The following is a 16,565-nucleotide window of genomic DNA, read 5'->3' as shown; positions in this document are numbered from 1 at the left end:
GCAAGTAATAGGGCTGAATATCATGCGTTTTTTATTGAGTCCTTGTATTATCCGGGGAAATCAAGGATGAACCAAAGTTCCAATGTTCTCGCCAGACATTACTTTCTTAAGATTACCCACAGTATCCATATCGAACACAATTATAGGCAAGTTATTTTCCTTACACATACATGTAGCTGTCAGGTCCATAACCTTTAGTCCGCGTGCAAGAACCTCGTCGTATGTAATTTCGTCAAACTTAGTTGCAGTAGAATCTTTTTCAGGGTCAGCTGTATAGATACCATCTACACGTGTTCCCTTCAACATTACATCTGCCTCAATTTCGATACCTCTCAACGAAGAACCTGTATCTGTAGTGAAGAACGGATTTCCTGTTCCGGCAGACATAATTACCACTTCGCCGTTTTCCATTGCCTCAATGGCTTTCCATTTGGTATAGAACTCACCTATAGGTTCCATACGGATTGCTGTAAGTACACGTGCCTTCACACCTGCAGCTACAAGAGCAGAGCTAAGTCCAAGGCTGTTGATAACTGTAGCAAGCATTCCCATCTGGTCGCCTTTTACACGGTCGAATCCCTTACCAGCACCGCTCAGTCCGCGGAAAATATTTCCACCACCTATCACGATACCAATCTGCACACCCATATCGTGTATTTCCTTAATTTGCTGTGCATACTCGCCAAGGCGTTTTTCGTCTATACCGTATTTCTTTTCTCCCATCAGGCTTTCACCGCTCAGTTTGAGGAGGATTCTTTTGAATTTAGCCATAATTGTTTTTTTTGAGTTTATTAGTTTGTTTTTATTTTTTCGACAAAAGAATTGAAAATCGACGCAGTCAACAGAAGAACAAATTTTTATATTATATATGTTCTTTTGTACTTATGTCTTGAGTTCGCAAGTTTTTAAGTTTAGCAACACAAAATTACTTATTTGATTATTACATTACAAATTTTCAGGAACTAAAAAACGTTCCAGCTTCTTCTCTGTTTGTTCCCACAGTTCTTTCATCTGAGGATGATGCAGATACTTGTCGCTTAATTTCCTCTGCTTGCAAGAGGCGAACATTTCACCGGTAACACCTTCGTACTTTTCATCAAGCAGAAGATGTATCGCCGTATCCGCTCCCTGTCGTGGAGTACGGATACACGGACGGAACAGAATATCCGTAAGAGGATCGAACCACATATCCATTCTGATGATATTGGTAGAAACTATTCCCGGGTCGGAAGCGTTTACCGTTATTCCCCTGTCTTTTATGCGTTCGGAGAGTTCACGGGTGAAAAGCCAGAGTGCAAGTTTGGTATTGCTGTATATAGGAATACGGAAGAAACCGCCCTCACGTCCTTTCGTAAAGAAACTAGGACCTATCTTACCGATGGCATATGTACACGAAATCATATTTACAATCCTGCTTCCTTCATGCATCAGTGGCAATAATAAAAAGGTAAGAAGATACGGAGCCAAATAATTTACAGCTACAGTATGTTCAAAACCATCTTCCGTACGTGTGAAATGCGTACACATTGTGCCGGCATTATTCATCAGAAGTTCCACCGAAGGAGTCTTGCTCTTAATCTTTCTTGCAGCCTCAACCACCGACTCCATCGAAGACAGGTCTGCCTGAACCACCTCTATATCATCATTACCGGTATCAAGAACAATCCTGCTTTTTCTTTCCTCACCCTTGAAACTGGTGTAACACACCATTATCACATGATAACCTGCCAGCGCAACGGCCTTGGTTATTTCCGAGCCCATACCTCCGTCGGCTCCCGTTATTACAGCAGTCTTCTTCATCATTTGTTCTCCAGTTTTTCAATTTCTTTTTTCAGACAAGGCGGAAGTTCCTCTTTCAGATGCTTATGACATGCCATATCAACTGTGTACATTCTGCCTATACAGTAGTTGCTGTGTCCGCAATTGCATCTGGCACATTCTTCAGTCTTCATGCGATTGACGAATCCAGGTTCATTCAACAGGGCACGCCCCATCTGTACAAACTCAAATCCCTTGTTCAGCACCTCATCTATTCTCTCTCTTGAAACAAGTCCGCCTACATATACAAGCGGAATATCCTTAATCTGCTCCCTGAACTTCAGTGCATCTTCAAGAAAATAAGCCTCGCTGAAAGGCACTGTAGGTATCATCATGCGTCCGAAAAGTTTCACACTGTATTTCAGCCACCAGCAGTCCATGTAATGAGTAAGAGTCTTTATAGGCATAGCTCCACGCATGACGTACATAGGCGCCTTGCTTACGAAACCTCCACTGAGAACAAGTGCGTGCGCGCCGTCCTCTTTCAACCGCTGTGCCACCTTCAGGCTCTCGTCTATATCCATTCCTCCCTTGAATCCGTCGCGCATGTTCATCTTTACCAGAACAGCCATATCGCTTCCGGCAGCTTTCATCACCTCTGCCATAACCTCGTCCATGAAATGCATTCTGTTCTCCAACGAACCGCCATACTCATCCTTTCTGTGATTGGTGTATGGAGAAAGGAACTGGCTTATCAGATATCCGTGTCCAGCATGTATCTCTACAGCATCAAAACCTGCCTCACGAGCCAATCTCACCGCATCGCCGTATGCCTTAGCCATGACAGGAAGTTCATCCTTGCGGAGTCCGCGGACAAATGTAGGCGAATACAGGTTGAATCCGGTACATGCACCGACAGGTGTTTCTCCACAGATACTCTTGTGCGACATGTTTCCACAATGTCCAAGCTGAATGCTGGCAGCAGCTCCCTCACTATGGATTGCATCAGTAAGTTTCTTCAGGTCGGGAACAATCTCAGGACGCATCCACAACTGTCGGTCGAACGAAAGTCCGCTTCGTGTCACTGCAGCGTATGCCACAGTAGTCATTCCCACTCCACCATGAGCAACCGACACATGATAGTCATACAAAGCCTTCGACGGCTTGTTGCCGGGACACATACTTTCGAACGCAGCCGAACGTATGGTACGGTTTCTCAGCGTCAAAGGACCAATCTTATATTCTGTAAACAGTTTTGATATTTCCATATTCCTAATATATATAAGGTATCAAACATTTTCTTTTTCCTACTACTTCTGTTCCGAATTCCTCCACATAGCGTTTCCTTATGGCATATGCACGCGGAGCGAGATTGGCGAAAGTCCATACCACGAATACCCATGCCGCTGCATCGCATGTAAGTATGGCAAATCCTGTCCATTCCATCAGCTCTCCCAGATAATTGGCAGACGTGACGTAACGGTACATCCCTTTTTGTGGAAAATAATGTCTTGTATCACCCTTCGGGCGAAGATGTCTTATCACATTGTCCGAATGAAGGTTTATCACCATCCCGGCAATAAATACCAACGTACCTATTATGAAACAAGGTGAATAAAGCCATTCGGCAGTATATTTGTCAGAATTCTCAATATGGAACAATGAATATCCTATCAGAAAACCGTTGATTAGATTAAACACTACTCCCATAAGCATTATACTCACTGGCATCTTGCTCTTACCTTTCATCAGAAGAGGGAAAACAAACGCCCTTTGGAAATAATGTATTTCGAAAAGGATAAAGAAGACAGCAGGAGCAGACATCATGGAATATTGCCCTGTAAGCCACATTGCAGCCATAAGAATAAAAGCAGGACATTCCATTATCACCCACCCTACTTTATTTGGAAGACTCAGACCCCAACTTTTGGTGTGGAATATACCATATCCTGCCTTAACGAAGAAGAGAGCGATGAACACTATTATAGCCAGCACAGGCATAATGTACATCAGAGAATTAAACAAAGTATTAATCATAGAATCCGTATTTTCCCCCAAATTTATAATTTTATTTTTACTCTGTCAATTATAGATTTCAAAACATTGGATATGATTCATAAAAAATGAGACATTATTATCTCCACACGGCCGTGCGGAGAACCCGACACGAACGTGTGTAGTTCTCCGCACGTTCGTGTGGAGGCAAAGCACTTTATTTTATTCAAAATGACTCTGACTATAACTGAATTTACTTTACACAACCCCTATCTTAAAGACAGCCTTTACCTTGATTTCAATGATTTCACTATACATTCTGCTGCCTTTTCTGATGCTCCGGGATTGCCCAATATACGTTTCAACTCCGAGTATCCATTCAGTACGCAATCACGTTTATTCCCTCCGGGTAATATTGCCGCAAACTCTTGCTTCAGATTAGAGGCTGTCATCCCGTCGGCAACAAGTTCTTTCACCGTTTCCTCGCCTGTGATAAGATTTACCAACGAAATATACTTAACTTTTAGCAGGAACTTCCTTAAGAAAGAAACAAGTTTTCCAGCCGACATATAATAGCACACCACTTGCGGAACTCCGAACAATGCCGTTTCAAGCGTTGCCGTTCCGGACGTAACCATAGCTGCCACAGAATGTTGAAGCAATCTGTATGTCTGCGAGAACACTATCTTAGTTTCGGAAGTGATGTATTGTTTATAATAGTCATGCGATATGCCTGGAGCTCCTGCCACAACAAACTGATAGTCGGGGAAAAAACGTGTCACTTCCATCATACGAGTCAGATTGTCCCTTATCTCCTGCTTACGGCTTCCGGCAAGTATAGCCACTACAGGTTTGTCCGACAGCCCGTTTTCTTTAATGAAAGAAAGTCTGTCAGAAGGATGATTTGCAAGATATTCCGAGACAGAATCTACACTAGGATTTCCTACGTAAGATATCGGATAATTATGTTTCTTGTAGAAATCCACCTCGAAAGGGAGTATGGAAAGCATCTTGTCAATATCACGCTTAATATTCTTTATGCGGTATTCCTTCCATGCCCATATCTTCGGAGAGATGTAATAATAGACTGGTATATCCGTATGCTGCTTGATATATTGGGCTATTTTCAGATTAAATCCAGGGTAATCTATCAGAATCAACACATCAGGTTTCCATCCCACTACATCCGATTTACACAGGCTCATATTGCGGAAGATGGTACGCAGATGTAACAACACAGGAATAAATCCCATATATGCCATATCCTTATAATGCTTTACCAGTGTTCCTCCTACAGACTTCATCAAGTCTCCTCCAAAGAAACGGAACTCAGCATTCCTGTCATATTTCTTAAGCGAGCGCATCAAATTCGAAGCGTGCAAGTCGCCTGAAGCCTCTCCTACTATCAAATAATATTTCATGTGAGTTTTGATTTTTTAGTTACAAGTTAACGAGGTGACAAGGTGACAAGGCTTACTATCCGAATAGCGAACCTTGTCAACTTGTAACTGTAGCCTTGTCCACTTAAAGAGACCAGTTCCACGACCTCATCTTATCTATTAGTTCATATGCGGTGACATCTATTTTGGTAGGTGTAATAGCTACATAACCATTATCAAGTGCCCAATGGTCCGTTTCTTCAGCATTTGGTTCATAGTTCTTATAGGAACCTGTAAGCCAGTAATAACCGTTATGTCTCGGATGGTTGCATTCGGCAAACTCATTTATCCACACGCCATCAGTCTGACGGCATATACGAATACCTTTAAGATTTTCAGTATCCGGAAAATTCACATTAAGACATGTCCCGTATGGAAGGCCGTTCGCCAATGTGTTTTTAACAATGCTTTTCACATATGGCAATGTAAAAGAGAAATCAGCATCCGCAGCATGGTTACAAAGAGAAAAACCAATTGATGGAATACCTTTCAGACATCCTTCTATCACTACGCCCATTGTACCGGAATAATGTACATTTACAGAAGAATTGTCTCCATGATTTATACCTCCTATAACCATATCAGGAATTCGGTCTACTATAGCATGCAGAGCCAGTTTAGTACAGTCTACCGGAGTACCGCTACACTTATACACCACAAGACCTTCTTCCTCGCTCATTTTTTCGTAATGTACAGGAACAGCAGATGTAATAGCCCCCGAAGCTCCCGAGCGAGGTCCGTCCGGAGCAACGACAACCAAATCAGCCTCATCACGTAAAGCCTTTATCAACTCATTGATTCCTTTAGCCTGATAGCCATCATCGTTCGACAGCAGAATAAGTGGTTTGCAGTTTGCCATATTTAAACAATGTTTATTCATATTCAACTAAAAACGATGTAAAGTTACAACCTTTCGGAATATGGAACAAAAAAACTATGTGACAATACGTTTTCAAATATTAATCTTCACAAAGTCCATTAGTTTTTTACATGGTTTTCAGTATCTTTGGATAAGATTTGCTACACTTAGGTATTAAAAGTCGAAAACTATGTTTTCACTTTGTATTTCACTTAGTTTGCACTATCTTTGTCCCGATTTAGTTATTAACAAAAGCAGTAAGTTATCAACACTTTCCGCAAAAGTAACATTATTTTAATAGGTCGTATCACTAATTATTAGTTACTTCGCATCCGGATAAAACTGATTGATATGGGAAAAATAATTGCTTTAGCCAATCAAAAAGGCGGTGTGGGAAAAACAACCACAACAATAAATTTGGCTGCATCATTGGCAACTCTTGAAAAGAAGGTATTAGTTATAGACGCTGATCCACAGGCTAATGCTTCTTCAGGACTTGGGGTAAACGTAAATGAAATCGACTGTTCCATCTACGAATGCCTGATAAACCAGACAGACATAAGGGAAGCCATTTATACGACCGATATTGACAGATTAGACATTATACCGTCGCATATTGACCTGGTAGGTGCTGAAATAGAGATGCTTAATCTGGACAACAGAGAAAAAATAATGAAAAAAGCTCTGGAACCAATGAAAGATGAATATGACTATATTCTTATAGACTGTTCACCATCATTAGGACTGATAACAATCAATGCACTAACTGCAGCTGACTCTGTTATCATACCTGTGCAATGCGAATATTTTGCACTGGAAGGAATAAGCAAGCTGCTTAATACAATAAAAATTATTAAAACGAAACTTAATCCTGCACTTGAAATAGAGGGATTCCTCCTGACAATGTACGATTCAAGGTTGCGTCTGGCAAACCAGATTTACGATGATGTGAAAAGACATTTCCAGGAGCTGGTGTTTAAAACAATTATACAACGTAACGTAAAATTGAGTGAAGCACCAAGTCATGGTATACCAGCTATACTATATGATGCAGAATCGACAGGTGCAAAGAACCATTTGGCACTGGCCAATGAAATAATAACAAGAAACACGAAATAGGAATATGGCAGTACAGAAAAAATTTGCTTTAGGAAGAGGTTTGGATGCGCTGATATCCAATGAGGAAGTAAAAACTTCCGGTTCATCAAATATCGGCGAAATAGAATTGAGCAAAATTTCTGCCAATCCTAACCAGCCACGACGCGAGTTCGACCCGGTTGCCTTACAGGAGCTGGCAGATTCTATTGCGGAGGTAGGTATCATCCAACCTATAACTTTAAGAAAGATTAGCGACGATTCATATCAGATTATAGCGGGAGAAAGACGATTCAAGGCATCTGCTCTTGCCGGACTTAAAACCATACCGGCATATATAAAAACAGCAGATGATGAGAACGTAATGGAAATGGCTCTTATAGAAAATATACAAAGAGAAGACTTGAACTCTTTGGAAATAGCTCTTGCATACCAACATCTGATAGAACAATACGAACTGACTCAGGAACGACTGAGCGAACGTGTTGGCAAAAACAGAACAACCGTTGCAAATTATCTTCGATTACTGAAATTGCCTGCCACTATACAGGTTGCCTTGAAAAACAAGGAAATAGACATGGGGCACGCCAGAGCACTTCTTGCTATAGAGGATTCTCAAACACAGTTGAAAATCTTCAATGAAATAATATCCAACGGATACTCCGTAAGAAAAGTGGAGGAACTGGTAAAGACTTTGAACACCGAAAAAAGCGGAAAAGAAACAAAAGGTAATAAACTTCCGGAAACATTCGGTGTGCTTCAAAACCACCTGTCAAGTTTTTTTGGAACAAAAGTGCAATTGTCGTGCAGTGCAAAGGGAAAAGGAAAAATAAGTATTCCATTCAAGGACGAAGCCGATCTTGAAAGAATTATGGAAATACTTGATTCATTAAAACAAACTGAATAAAGATAATTGTCTTGAAACCGAAATTCCTTACATATACAAGTTTCATTATATTTTGTATCTCTCTGCTGTTATCAGTCGAGATACAAGCTATCAGTGTAGCAAATTATGAAACTATCTACCCTAATGATACGATAGCAAACGATACTATCGTAAGGAAGACCGACAATGATAGTATAACCATCAAGAATTTCGACGAGGAGATAAACGAAAAAATTATGAATTTGGAATCTCCCGTAGATACTGCATTATTATCATCCAAATCGGACTCCGTATTGAATACACCGGCAAAAACGCCCAAAAGATGGATACCGGATTCAAACAAGTCATTATGGATGGCAATGGTTCTTCCAGGAGCCGGACAAATCTATAACAGGAAATACTGGAAACTTCCTATAATATATGGAGGATTCGTGGGTTGTGCTTACGCCCTGACCTGGAATACCAAAATGTATAATGACTATTCACAGGCATATCAGGACATAATGAGCGACAATCCTAACAATGACAGTTACAAGGATTTTATTCCTTCATACGTTGATATAGAAAGTAATCTGGAATATTATCAGGAAACATTCAAGAATGCCAAGGATGTATATAGAAGACAAAGAGACCTCAGTATTTTTGCATTTATAGGTGTATACCTACTTTCAGTTATAGATGCTTATGTAGATGCTGAGTTGTCTGATTTCGACATATCAAAAGATTTAAGTTTAAAACTTGAACCAACATTGTTCAACGATGCGTTTCGTAACCGTCCTCAGGGAGTAGGACTACAATGCAATATTAAATTTTAAATTATGAAGAAGATTATTATTTGCCTTTTATCATTGGGATTTTCCACTTTATATGCACAAGAAAAAACAGAAACCATAACTGTAAAGAACGAGCAGGGAGAAAGTGAGGAAATAGAACTTCCACAAGGTATGTTGTCATCGACAGACAGCCTTTACCTTGACTGGATTTCAAAGAACTATATCACCCCTATAAACTGTGAATCAGGAAACTCCAATCCCAATATAAGTGACTCTGTATACATTGACAGGCTCCAGAGGATACCGGCTGTAATTGAGATGCCTTATAACGACATAATAAGGAAATTCATAGACCAATATACCGGAAGATTGCGTGAGACGGTGGCATTCATGCTAAGTGCAAACAATCTATACATGCCAATTTTTGAAGAGGCTCTTGAAATATACAATCTACCACTCGAACTAAGATATCTGCCAGTAATAGAATCAGCCCTGAATCCTAACGCTGTTTCACGACAGGGAGCGACAGGACTATGGCAGTTTATGCTACGCACAGGAAAAATATACGGTCTGGAAGTCAACTCTCTGATAGACGAAAGAAGAGATCCGATAAAATCAACATATGCAGCAGCAAGATATCTGAAAGACTTATATGATATTTATCATGACTGGAATCTTGTATTGGCTGCCTATAACTGCGGACCTGGAAATATCAATAAGGCAATAAGACGTGCCGGAGGGGCAACAGATTTCTGGTCTATATATAATTTTCTGCCTAAAGAGACAAGAGGGTATGTTCCTGCTTTCATTGCAGCTAATTACATAATGACTTACTACTGCGAGCACAACATCCGACCAATGGCTATGCAAATGCCGGAAGGCACAGACACAATACATATAAACAAAAGCCTTAATCTGAACCAGATAGCCGAAGTATGTAAAATTGATATTGAGCAGTTGCGTGCATTAAATCCGGAATTCAGAAAAGATATTATTCCGGGTAATCAGAAAACGTATGCTTTAAGACTACCAAACAATATGGTAAGTTGTTTTCTGGAACATGAGGATAGCATTTATAATTATAAACCTCAAGTTTATCAAAACAGAAGAGCTACAGTAAAAGTTACCACTCCAAAATCGGCTGAAGTATATCATAAAATACGAAGTGGAGAAACTTTAGGTGGAATAGCAGCCAAATATGGAGTAAGTATTAACCAAATAAGAAGATTAAACGGAATAAAGGGTAGCAACATACGTGCCGGAAAAACTATCAGAATAAGATAAGCTGAAAAATAAAAAGCAAGTATTTCAATTAATTACACAGAAATACTTGCTTTTTTTTGATTATTTCATATTTTTGCACTTATGTTATTTTTGGAGGAATACGTATATGACGGATGAGAAACTTACTCAAGAACAAGCTGACGAAAAAATAATAAACGAAGCTTTCGAAGAATTACTTGACAGATATCTGGAAAGCCGACATAGAAAAAAAGTAGAAATTATCACCAAAGCTTTCAACTTCGCCAAACAAGCACACAAAGGCGTTAGGCGACGTTCAGGCGAGCCGTATATTTTACACCCTATTGCTGTGGCAAGAATAGCATGCTGCGAAATAGGATTAGGATCAACATCCATATGTGCCGCACTACTCCATGATGTAGTAGAAGATACAGACTATACAGTAGAAGATATTCAAAATCTTTTTGGAGAAAGAATAGCACTGATAGTAGATGGACTGACAAAAATATCAGGAGGTATATTTGGAGACAGAGCATCGGCTCAAGCAGAAAACTTCAAGAAACTGCTGCTCACTATGAATGACGATATAAGGGTAATATTGATAAAAATATCCGACCGTCTTCATAACATGCGTACGCTTGGTTCAATGCTGCCAAGCAAACAATATAAAATAGCCGGTGAGACACTATATATTTATGCGCCATTGGCAAACAGACTCGGCTTGAACAAAATCAAAACAGAGCTGGAAGATCTCAGTTTCAAGTATGAGCATCCTGATGCATATAATCAAATACAGAAAAAGCTGGAAGCCACTCAGGCTGAACGCGATTCACTGTTTGAAGAATTTACAGCCCCTATAAAAGAACAATTGAACAATATGGGACTGAAATATAAAATTCTGGCAAGAGTAAAATCTCCGTATTCCATATGGAATAAAATGCAGACCAAACATATTACTTTTGAGGAAATATATGATATTCTTGCAGTCAGAATTATATTCGAACCTGAAAGTCCTGATAAAGAAGCCATCGACTGCTTTAACATATACGTATCAATATCAAGCATATATAAGCCTCATCCGGATAGATTAAGAGATTGGGTAAGCCATCCTAAAGCTAATGGTTATCAGGCCTTACATGTTACACTCATGAGCAATCAGGGTAGATGGATTGAAGTCCAGATAAGAAGTAACAGAATGGACGAAATAGCCGAACAAGGATTTGCGGCACACTGGAAATACAAAGAAGGAGGAATAAGCGAAGACGAGGGAGAACTTGGAAAATGGCTGCATACCATCAAAGAAATTCTGGACGATCCACAACCGGATGCACTTGACTTTCTTGACACCATAAAACTTAATCTTTTCGCTTCGGAAATATTTGTGTTTACTCCTAAAGGTGAAATCAAAACCATGCCACAAAACTGCACGGCACTGGATTTCGCTTTCTCAATACATACATTCCTGGGAAGCCACTGTATAGGAGCAAAGGTTAATCATAAATTAGTACCACTAAGCCACAAACTACAAAGTGGCGATCAGGTGGAAATACTTACATCTAAATCACAAAAAGTACAGCCTGACTGGGTAAATTTTGCCACTACAGCAAAAGCAAAAGCCAAAATACAGGCTATTTTAAGGAGAGAACGTAAAGAGACCCAACAAATTGGTGAAGATATGCTTAATGAATTCCTCAAAAACGCAAAGATTGAGGTAAACGAAGAAAACATATCAAGACTATGCAAACTTCACAATGCAAAATCAAATGAAGAACTTATGTTGCTTATTGGCCAGAAAGTTGTAAAGCTAGGCGATAATGACATTGAGGAATTCAAAGAAAAAACAACAAACAACGGCTGGAAAAAATTCATACCTTTCAATTTTGGAGGAAATAACAAAAACAAAACTTCAAAACAGGAAAAAGAAATTACGCCTGCCATAAACATTGACAAGAAAAAGATAGTAAAGCTAACTCCGGACACTATACAAAAGAATTATATAATAGCTGACTGTTGTAAACCAATTCCAGGAGATGATGTGTTGGGATATATAGATGATAACAACAGGGTTATTATACACAAACTGCACTGTCCTATTGCTGCACAACTGAAATCAAGCTTCGGCAACAGACTTCTGGCAGTACAATGGGAAACAGGAAAAGCCCTTTACTTCCCGGTGAATGTTTTTGTAAAAGGTATTGACGGTATAGGAATATTGAATAAAGTTACTGAAATTATCTCACAACAACTTAACGTTAATATCCATAAATTACATATAGAATCGAACGACGGTATATTCGTAGGAAGAATACAGTTGTATGTACACGATGTGGATGATGTAAATACAATATGCAATAATCTAAAGAAAATAGAAAACGTAAAACGTGTGACAAGAATTGAAAACTTCGACGATGACACAACCGATTAAGTCATATAATCGAGCTCCTTACGAATACTAAGGAGCTCTTCTTTTATATCCTTCAAACGTTCTATTATATCTACATTCTTAGCCTCAAGTTCTTTTTCCTGCTTCAACCTCTGCTTGGCTCCTGCCAGTGTAAGTCCTTTTTCTTTCACAAGATGATATACCAGTCTTATATTATCAATATCTTCTTTTCTATATTGACGTACATTACCACCGGTTTTCTTTGGAGCTATAAAAGGAAACTCCTTTTCCCAGTATCTAAGTAAAGACTCATTCACATCAAACATTTGTGCGACTTCACTTATAGAATAATATATTTTCAGTTCTTTATCAGGACGTAAAACCATAGAATAATACTTTAAAATCAATCATAAACCTTTCCATGATTGGAAGCTATTTCAACCATCTTGTCGTAATCTTCAGCATTCAAATCCATGAAATAATAATTTACCGGATTGACCACTTTACCCTTTACATGAACCTCATAGTGCAAATGCGGTCCTGTACTTTTTCCGGTACTTCCTACTTCACCAATTATCTCACCTCTGACAACATTCTGACCCGCTCTTACTTTTATTTTACTAAGATGTGCATACTTGGTTACATAGCCAAAGCCATGATCTACATTAATACAGTAACCGTAAAGTCCTTCCCAGCCGGCTTTTATCACCTTACCGTTTCCAGTAACATACACAGGAGTACCTATATTAGCCGAAAAGTCCATACCTTCGTGGAACTTGACAGTTTTGTATATCGGGTCTATTCGTGTTCCGTAACCTGAAGCTGTACGTTTTAAATCTTTATTAGAAACTGGCTGGATGGCTGGAATACATTCAATCATTTCATCATGTTTCTTACACAGTTCAACTATCTCGTCAAAGGATTCCGACTGTATGTATAACTGTCTGGCCAATAAGTCCATTTTCTTTGATGTATTAACTACAAGTCTTGAATTAGCCATATCCATAAGTTCGCCATATCTGTTGGTATTACCATAACTTGCTAGTCGTAACCTATCATTCACAGGATCAGCCTGCATAATTACCCTGTATAAATTATCATCTCGCTGCTGAATTTGCTTCATAACATTAAGAGCTTCATCAAGGCGGCTAGATAAAATGTGATACTGTGCTTGCAACTGAGAATTCTCTGTACGTAACCCTCTCTCGGACGGAGAACCAAAAATAATAAAGAAAACCAGAAAACTTCCGGCCCCTAATCCCATACCTACAAACAAACGCCTCAAATAACTCATTATCCTCTGACGTAAAGTGGGATAAATGCGATCGTAAGTTCTGGTCTTTGGATTATATATGTAATAAACTTTGCGCATTCTTTCCTGTTTTATGAAAAAATAAGATACAAGATATCAATATTTTGCACCAATTTTAACGACAAAAATAATAAAACAAGTTATCTTTGCAAATCAATTTTTAGAATATTAACCATCATCAAATATAAATATGTTGACAGCAAATGAAATCCGCGACTCGTTCGTAAAATTTTTCGAGTCGAAAGGGCATCAGATTGTGCCTTCGGCACCTATGGTGATAAAAGATGACCCTACGCTGATGTTCACCAATGCAGGTATGAACCAGTTTAAGGATATTATTCTGGGAAATCATCCGGCAAAATATAAACGTGTTACAGACTCTCAGAAGTGTCTGCGTGTAAGTGGAAAGCACAATGACCTGGAAGAGGTGGGACACGACACCTACCACCACACAATGTTCGAAATGCTGGGAAACTGGTCTTTCGGAGATTATTTCAAGAAGGAAGCTATCTCATGGGCATGGGAATTTCTGGTAGACGTACTGGGGATTGACCCACGGAACCTTTATGCAACAGTGTTCGAAGGAAGTCCTGAAGAAGGATTGGAACGCGACAACGAGGCTGCAGGCTACTGGGCACAGTATATGCCGGAAGATCATATCATAAACGGCAACAAACATGACAATTTCTGGGAAATGGGAGATACAGGACCGTGCGGACCTTGCTCGGAAATCCATATCGACCTTCGCACGGAAGAAGAACGTGCGGCTGTGCCGGGACGTGAACTTGTAAACCACGACCATCCACAGGTGATAGAAATCTGGAACCTGGTGTTCATGCAGTATAACCGCAGGGCGGACGGCAGCCTGGAGCCGCTGCCTGCAAAGGTTATCGACACAGGTATGGGATTCGAACGTCTGTGTATGGCTATGCAGGGAAAACGTTCTAACTATGATACTGACGTGTTCCAGCCAATCATCAAAGTGATAGGCGACATGGCAGGTGTGACTTACGGAAAAGAGGAGAAAACTGACGTGGCAATGCGCGTTATTGCAGACCATATACGTACTATCTCTTTCTCTATCACTGACGGACAGCTGCCATCTAATGCAAAGGCGGGTTACGTGATCCGTCGTATCCTGCGTCGTGCTGTGCGCTATGCTTATACTTTCCTGGGACAGAAGCAGGCTTTCATGTATCGTCTGGTTCCTGTACTGGTGGAAAACATGGGTGGCGCTTATCCTGAACTGAAGGCTCAGCAGAGCTTGATAGAGAAGGTTATTAAGGAAGAGGAAGAATCATTCCTGCGTACTCTTGAAACCGGTATACGCCTGCTGGACAAGACGATGAACGAAACTAAGGCTGCCGGACGGACTGAAATCGGCGGTGTGGATGCTTTCACTCTGTACGATACATTCGGTTTCCCATTCGACCTTACAGAACTTATCCTCCGCGAAAACGGTCTTACTGCCGATGTGAAGGGTTTCGAGGCGGAGATGGAAAAGCAGAAAGCGCGTGCGCGTAATGCTGCAGCTGTGGAGACCGGCGACTGGGTGACACTGAAGGAAGGCGAAACTCGGTTCGTGGGATACGACTATACTGAATATGAGACTTCCATCCTGCGCTACAGGCAGGTGAAACAGAAAAATCAGACTCTGTACCAGATTGTACTGAGCGACACTCCTTTCTATGCCGAAAGTGGTGGCCAGGTGGGCGACACGGGTGTGCTGGTGAGCGAGTTTGAGACTATCGACATTATCGACACGAAGAAGGAAAACAATCTGCCTATACACATCGCAAAGAAATTGCCGGAACATCCTGAGGCTCCGATGATGGCGTGCGTGGATACGGACAAACGCAGCGCTTGTGCTGCCAACCACTCTTGTACTCACCTGCTGGACGAGGCCTTGCGCAGCGTGCTTGGTACGCATGTAGAGCAGAAGGGTTCTCTGGTGACTCCTGACTCCTTGCGTTTCGACTTCTCTCACTTCCAGAAGGTTACTCCTGAACAGATCCGCGAGGTGGAACATCTGGTAAACGCCAGGATACGTGAGAATGTACCTTTGACTGAATATCGCAATCTGCCTATAGAAAAGGCTAAGGAACTTGGTGCAATCGCACTCTTCGGCGAAAAATACGGTGACGAAGTTCGCGTGGTTCAATTTGGTTCGTCCATAGAATTCTGCGGTGGTACTCACGTATCGGCTACCGGCAAGATAGGTATGATGAAAATCATTTCCGAGAGCTCTGTGGCTGCTGGCGTACGCCGTATCGAGGCTGTGACGGGTGCCAAGGTGGAAGAGATGCTGGACACTATACAGGATACTCTGACTGACCTGAAGGCGCTGTTCAATAATGCTCCGGACCTTAAAGTGGCAATAAACAAATACATTGAAGAGAACTCGGGTCTGAAAAAGCAGGTTGAAGAGTTCATGAAAGAGAAAGAGGCTACTGTTAAGGCCAAGCTGATAGAAAACGCAAAAGACGTGGAAGGAATGAAAGTGGTGAGCGCAGTGCTTCCTCTGCCTGCCGACACAGTGAAGAACCTGGCATTCCAGCTGAAGGGCGAATTGGGTGCCAACTTGCTTGTAGCTATAGGTAGCGCATACGAAGGCAAGCCTATGCTTACTGTGATGCTTGGCGAGGACCTGGTGAAGGCCGGAATGAATGCAGGAGCTATGGTTCGCGAAGCTGCGAAACTGATTCAAGGTGGCGGTGGCGGTCAGCCTCACTTCGCTACAGCGGGTGGCAAGAATACCGATGGACTGAATGCGGCTGTAGACAAGCTGCTGGAACTTGCAGGAAAGAAATAATTCCAAAAGAC

General features: G+C 40.9%; 14 protein-coding genes. 6 read left to right on the top strand and 8 right to left on the bottom strand.

All coding sequences use genetic code 11. The features are described 5' to 3' along the window. Window positions 1–60 precede the first annotated feature (60 nt). The 6 genes from pyrH to surE form a co-directional block, all read right to left on the bottom strand. The gene (pyrH, locus tag I6E11_RS05205; RefSeq protein WP_235336798.1) at window positions 61–771 is read right to left on the bottom strand and encodes a UMP kinase; all 711 of its coding nucleotides are present in this window, start codon (window positions 769–771) and stop codon (window positions 61–63) included. A gap of 174 nt (window positions 772–945) precedes the next feature. After that, window positions 946–1,800 (bottom strand): SDR family NAD(P)-dependent oxidoreductase, encoded by an 855-nt coding sequence (locus tag I6E11_RS05200; protein ID WP_235336830.1) that lies wholly within the window; start codon window positions 1,798–1,800, stop codon window positions 946–948. Then, entirely contained in the window at window positions 1,800–3,026 is a 1,227-nt protein-coding gene (locus tag I6E11_RS05195) for an NADH:flavin oxidoreductase (RefSeq protein ID WP_235336797.1), read from the bottom strand. The genes I6E11_RS05200 and I6E11_RS05195 overlap by 1 nt, the downstream gene beginning before the upstream one ends. Window positions 3,027–3,030: 4 nt before the next feature. Continuing rightward, window positions 3,031–3,795: a DUF1295 domain-containing protein gene (locus I6E11_RS05190; RefSeq protein WP_235336796.1), complete on the bottom strand. Its 765-nt coding sequence runs from the start codon at window positions 3,793–3,795 to the stop codon at window positions 3,031–3,033. Between the two features lie 245 nt (window positions 3,796–4,040). Beyond that, a complete protein-coding gene (gene lpxB, locus I6E11_RS05185) occupies window positions 4,041–5,174 on the bottom strand; it encodes a lipid-A-disaccharide synthase (protein ID WP_235336795.1) in 1,134 nt (377 codons plus the stop codon). Between the two features lie 103 nt (window positions 5,175–5,277). After that, the gene (surE, locus tag I6E11_RS05180) at window positions 5,278–6,051 is read right to left on the bottom strand and encodes a 5'/3'-nucleotidase SurE (protein WP_235336794.1); all 774 of its coding nucleotides are present in this window, start codon (window positions 6,049–6,051) and stop codon (window positions 5,278–5,280) included. A 351-nt stretch (window positions 6,052–6,402) separates the two neighbouring features. On the opposite strand from surE, the gene I6E11_RS05175 reads away from it, so the two are divergent. The 5 genes from I6E11_RS05175 (at window position 6,403) to I6E11_RS05155 (ending at window position 12,472) form a co-directional block, all read left to right on the top strand. Then, the gene (locus tag I6E11_RS05175) at window positions 6,403–7,170 is read left to right on the top strand and encodes a ParA family protein (RefSeq protein ID WP_235336792.1); all 768 of its coding nucleotides are present in this window, start codon (window positions 6,403–6,405) and stop codon (window positions 7,168–7,170) included. 4 nt (window positions 7,171–7,174) lie between these two features. Continuing rightward, complete coding sequence (locus I6E11_RS05170; protein WP_235336791.1) at window positions 7,175–8,053, top strand: ParB/RepB/Spo0J family partition protein; 879 nt, start codon at window positions 7,175–7,177, stop codon at window positions 8,051–8,053. An 11-nt stretch (window positions 8,054–8,064) separates the two neighbouring features. Continuing rightward, window positions 8,065–8,847 carry a DUF5683 domain-containing protein gene (locus tag I6E11_RS05165; protein WP_262911673.1) on the top strand — a complete coding sequence of 261 codons (783 nt, stop codon included), beginning with the start codon at window positions 8,065–8,067 and terminating at the stop codon, window positions 8,845–8,847. A 3-nt stretch (window positions 8,848–8,850) separates the two neighbouring features. Further along, a complete protein-coding gene (locus I6E11_RS05160) occupies window positions 8,851–10,089 on the top strand; it encodes a lytic transglycosylase domain-containing protein (protein ID WP_235336790.1) in 1,239 nt (412 codons plus the stop codon). Window positions 10,090–10,195: 106 nt separating this feature from the next. After that, window positions 10,196–12,472 (top strand): RelA/SpoT family protein, encoded by a 2,277-nt coding sequence (locus I6E11_RS05155; protein ID WP_235336788.1) that lies wholly within the window; start codon window positions 10,196–10,198, stop codon window positions 12,470–12,472. Here I6E11_RS05155 and I6E11_RS05150 read toward each other — a convergent pair. Together I6E11_RS05150 and I6E11_RS05145 are read right to left on the bottom strand one after the other, a co-directional pair. After that, window positions 12,469–12,816, bottom strand: coding sequence for a MerR family transcriptional regulator (locus I6E11_RS05150; protein WP_235336787.1), 348 nt, complete (start codon window positions 12,814–12,816; stop codon window positions 12,469–12,471). The two genes, I6E11_RS05155 and I6E11_RS05150, sit on opposite strands and share 4 nt — an antisense overlap. A 17-nt stretch (window positions 12,817–12,833) precedes the next feature. Then, a complete protein-coding gene (locus I6E11_RS05145; RefSeq protein ID WP_235336786.1) occupies window positions 12,834–13,802 on the bottom strand; it encodes a M23 family metallopeptidase in 969 nt (322 codons plus the stop codon). A 130-nt stretch (window positions 13,803–13,932) separates the two neighbouring features. Here I6E11_RS05145 and alaS point away from each other — a divergent pair, with 130 nt between their 5' ends. Continuing rightward, the gene (gene alaS, locus I6E11_RS05140; RefSeq protein ID WP_235336785.1) at window positions 13,933–16,554 is read left to right on the top strand and encodes an alanine--tRNA ligase; all 2,622 of its coding nucleotides are present in this window, start codon (window positions 13,933–13,935) and stop codon (window positions 16,552–16,554) included. Window positions 16,555–16,565 lie beyond the last annotated feature (11 nt).

The sequence above is a fragment of the Bacteroides caecigallinarum genome (assembly GCF_021531075.1).
GTDB classification, from domain to species: Bacteria; Bacteroidota; Bacteroidia; order Bacteroidales; family Bacteroidaceae; genus Phocaeicola; species Phocaeicola caecigallinarum_B.
The sequence above is the reverse complement of the archived record's forward strand: the minus strand, read 5'-3'. Positions and strand labels throughout refer to the sequence as shown.

Bases quoted from the DNA above. Each gene is read 5' to 3' on its own strand.
- I6E11_RS05145 (WP_235336786.1), bottom strand. From the start codon at position 13,802: ATGCGCAAAGTTTATTACATATATAATCCAAAGACCAGAACTTACGAT.
- I6E11_RS05195 (WP_235336797.1), bottom strand. From the start codon at position 3,026: ATGGAAATATCAAAACTGTTTACAGAATATAAGATTGGTCCTTTGACG.
- I6E11_RS05155 (WP_235336788.1), top strand. From the start codon at position 10,196: ATGACGGATGAGAAACTTACTCAAGAACAAGCTGACGAAAAAATAATA.
- lpxB (WP_235336795.1), bottom strand. From the start codon at position 5,174: ATGAAATATTATTTGATAGTAGGAGAGGCTTCAGGCGACTTGCACGCT.
- I6E11_RS05175 (WP_235336792.1), top strand. From the start codon at position 6,403: ATGGGAAAAATAATTGCTTTAGCCAATCAAAAAGGCGGTGTGGGAAAA.
- pyrH (WP_235336798.1), bottom strand. From the start codon at position 771: ATGGCTAAATTCAAAAGAATCCTCCTCAAACTGAGCGGTGAAAGCCTG.
- I6E11_RS05150 (WP_235336787.1), bottom strand. From the start codon at position 12,816: ATGGTTTTACGTCCTGATAAAGAACTGAAAATATATTATTCTATAAGT.
- I6E11_RS05190 (WP_235336796.1), bottom strand. From the start codon at position 3,795: ATGATTAATACTTTGTTTAATTCTCTGATGTACATTATGCCTGTGCTG.
- alaS (WP_235336785.1), top strand. From the start codon at position 13,933: ATGTTGACAGCAAATGAAATCCGCGACTCGTTCGTAAAATTTTTCGAG.
- surE (WP_235336794.1), bottom strand. From the start codon at position 6,051: ATGGCAAACTGCAAACCACTTATTCTGCTGTCGAACGATGATGGCTAT.
- I6E11_RS05200 (WP_235336830.1), bottom strand. From the start codon at position 1,800: ATGAAGAAGACTGCTGTAATAACGGGAGCCGACGGAGGTATGGGCTCG.
- I6E11_RS05170 (WP_235336791.1), top strand. From the start codon at position 7,175: ATGGCAGTACAGAAAAAATTTGCTTTAGGAAGAGGTTTGGATGCGCTG.
- I6E11_RS05160 (WP_235336790.1), top strand. From the start codon at position 8,851: ATGAAGAAGATTATTATTTGCCTTTTATCATTGGGATTTTCCACTTTA.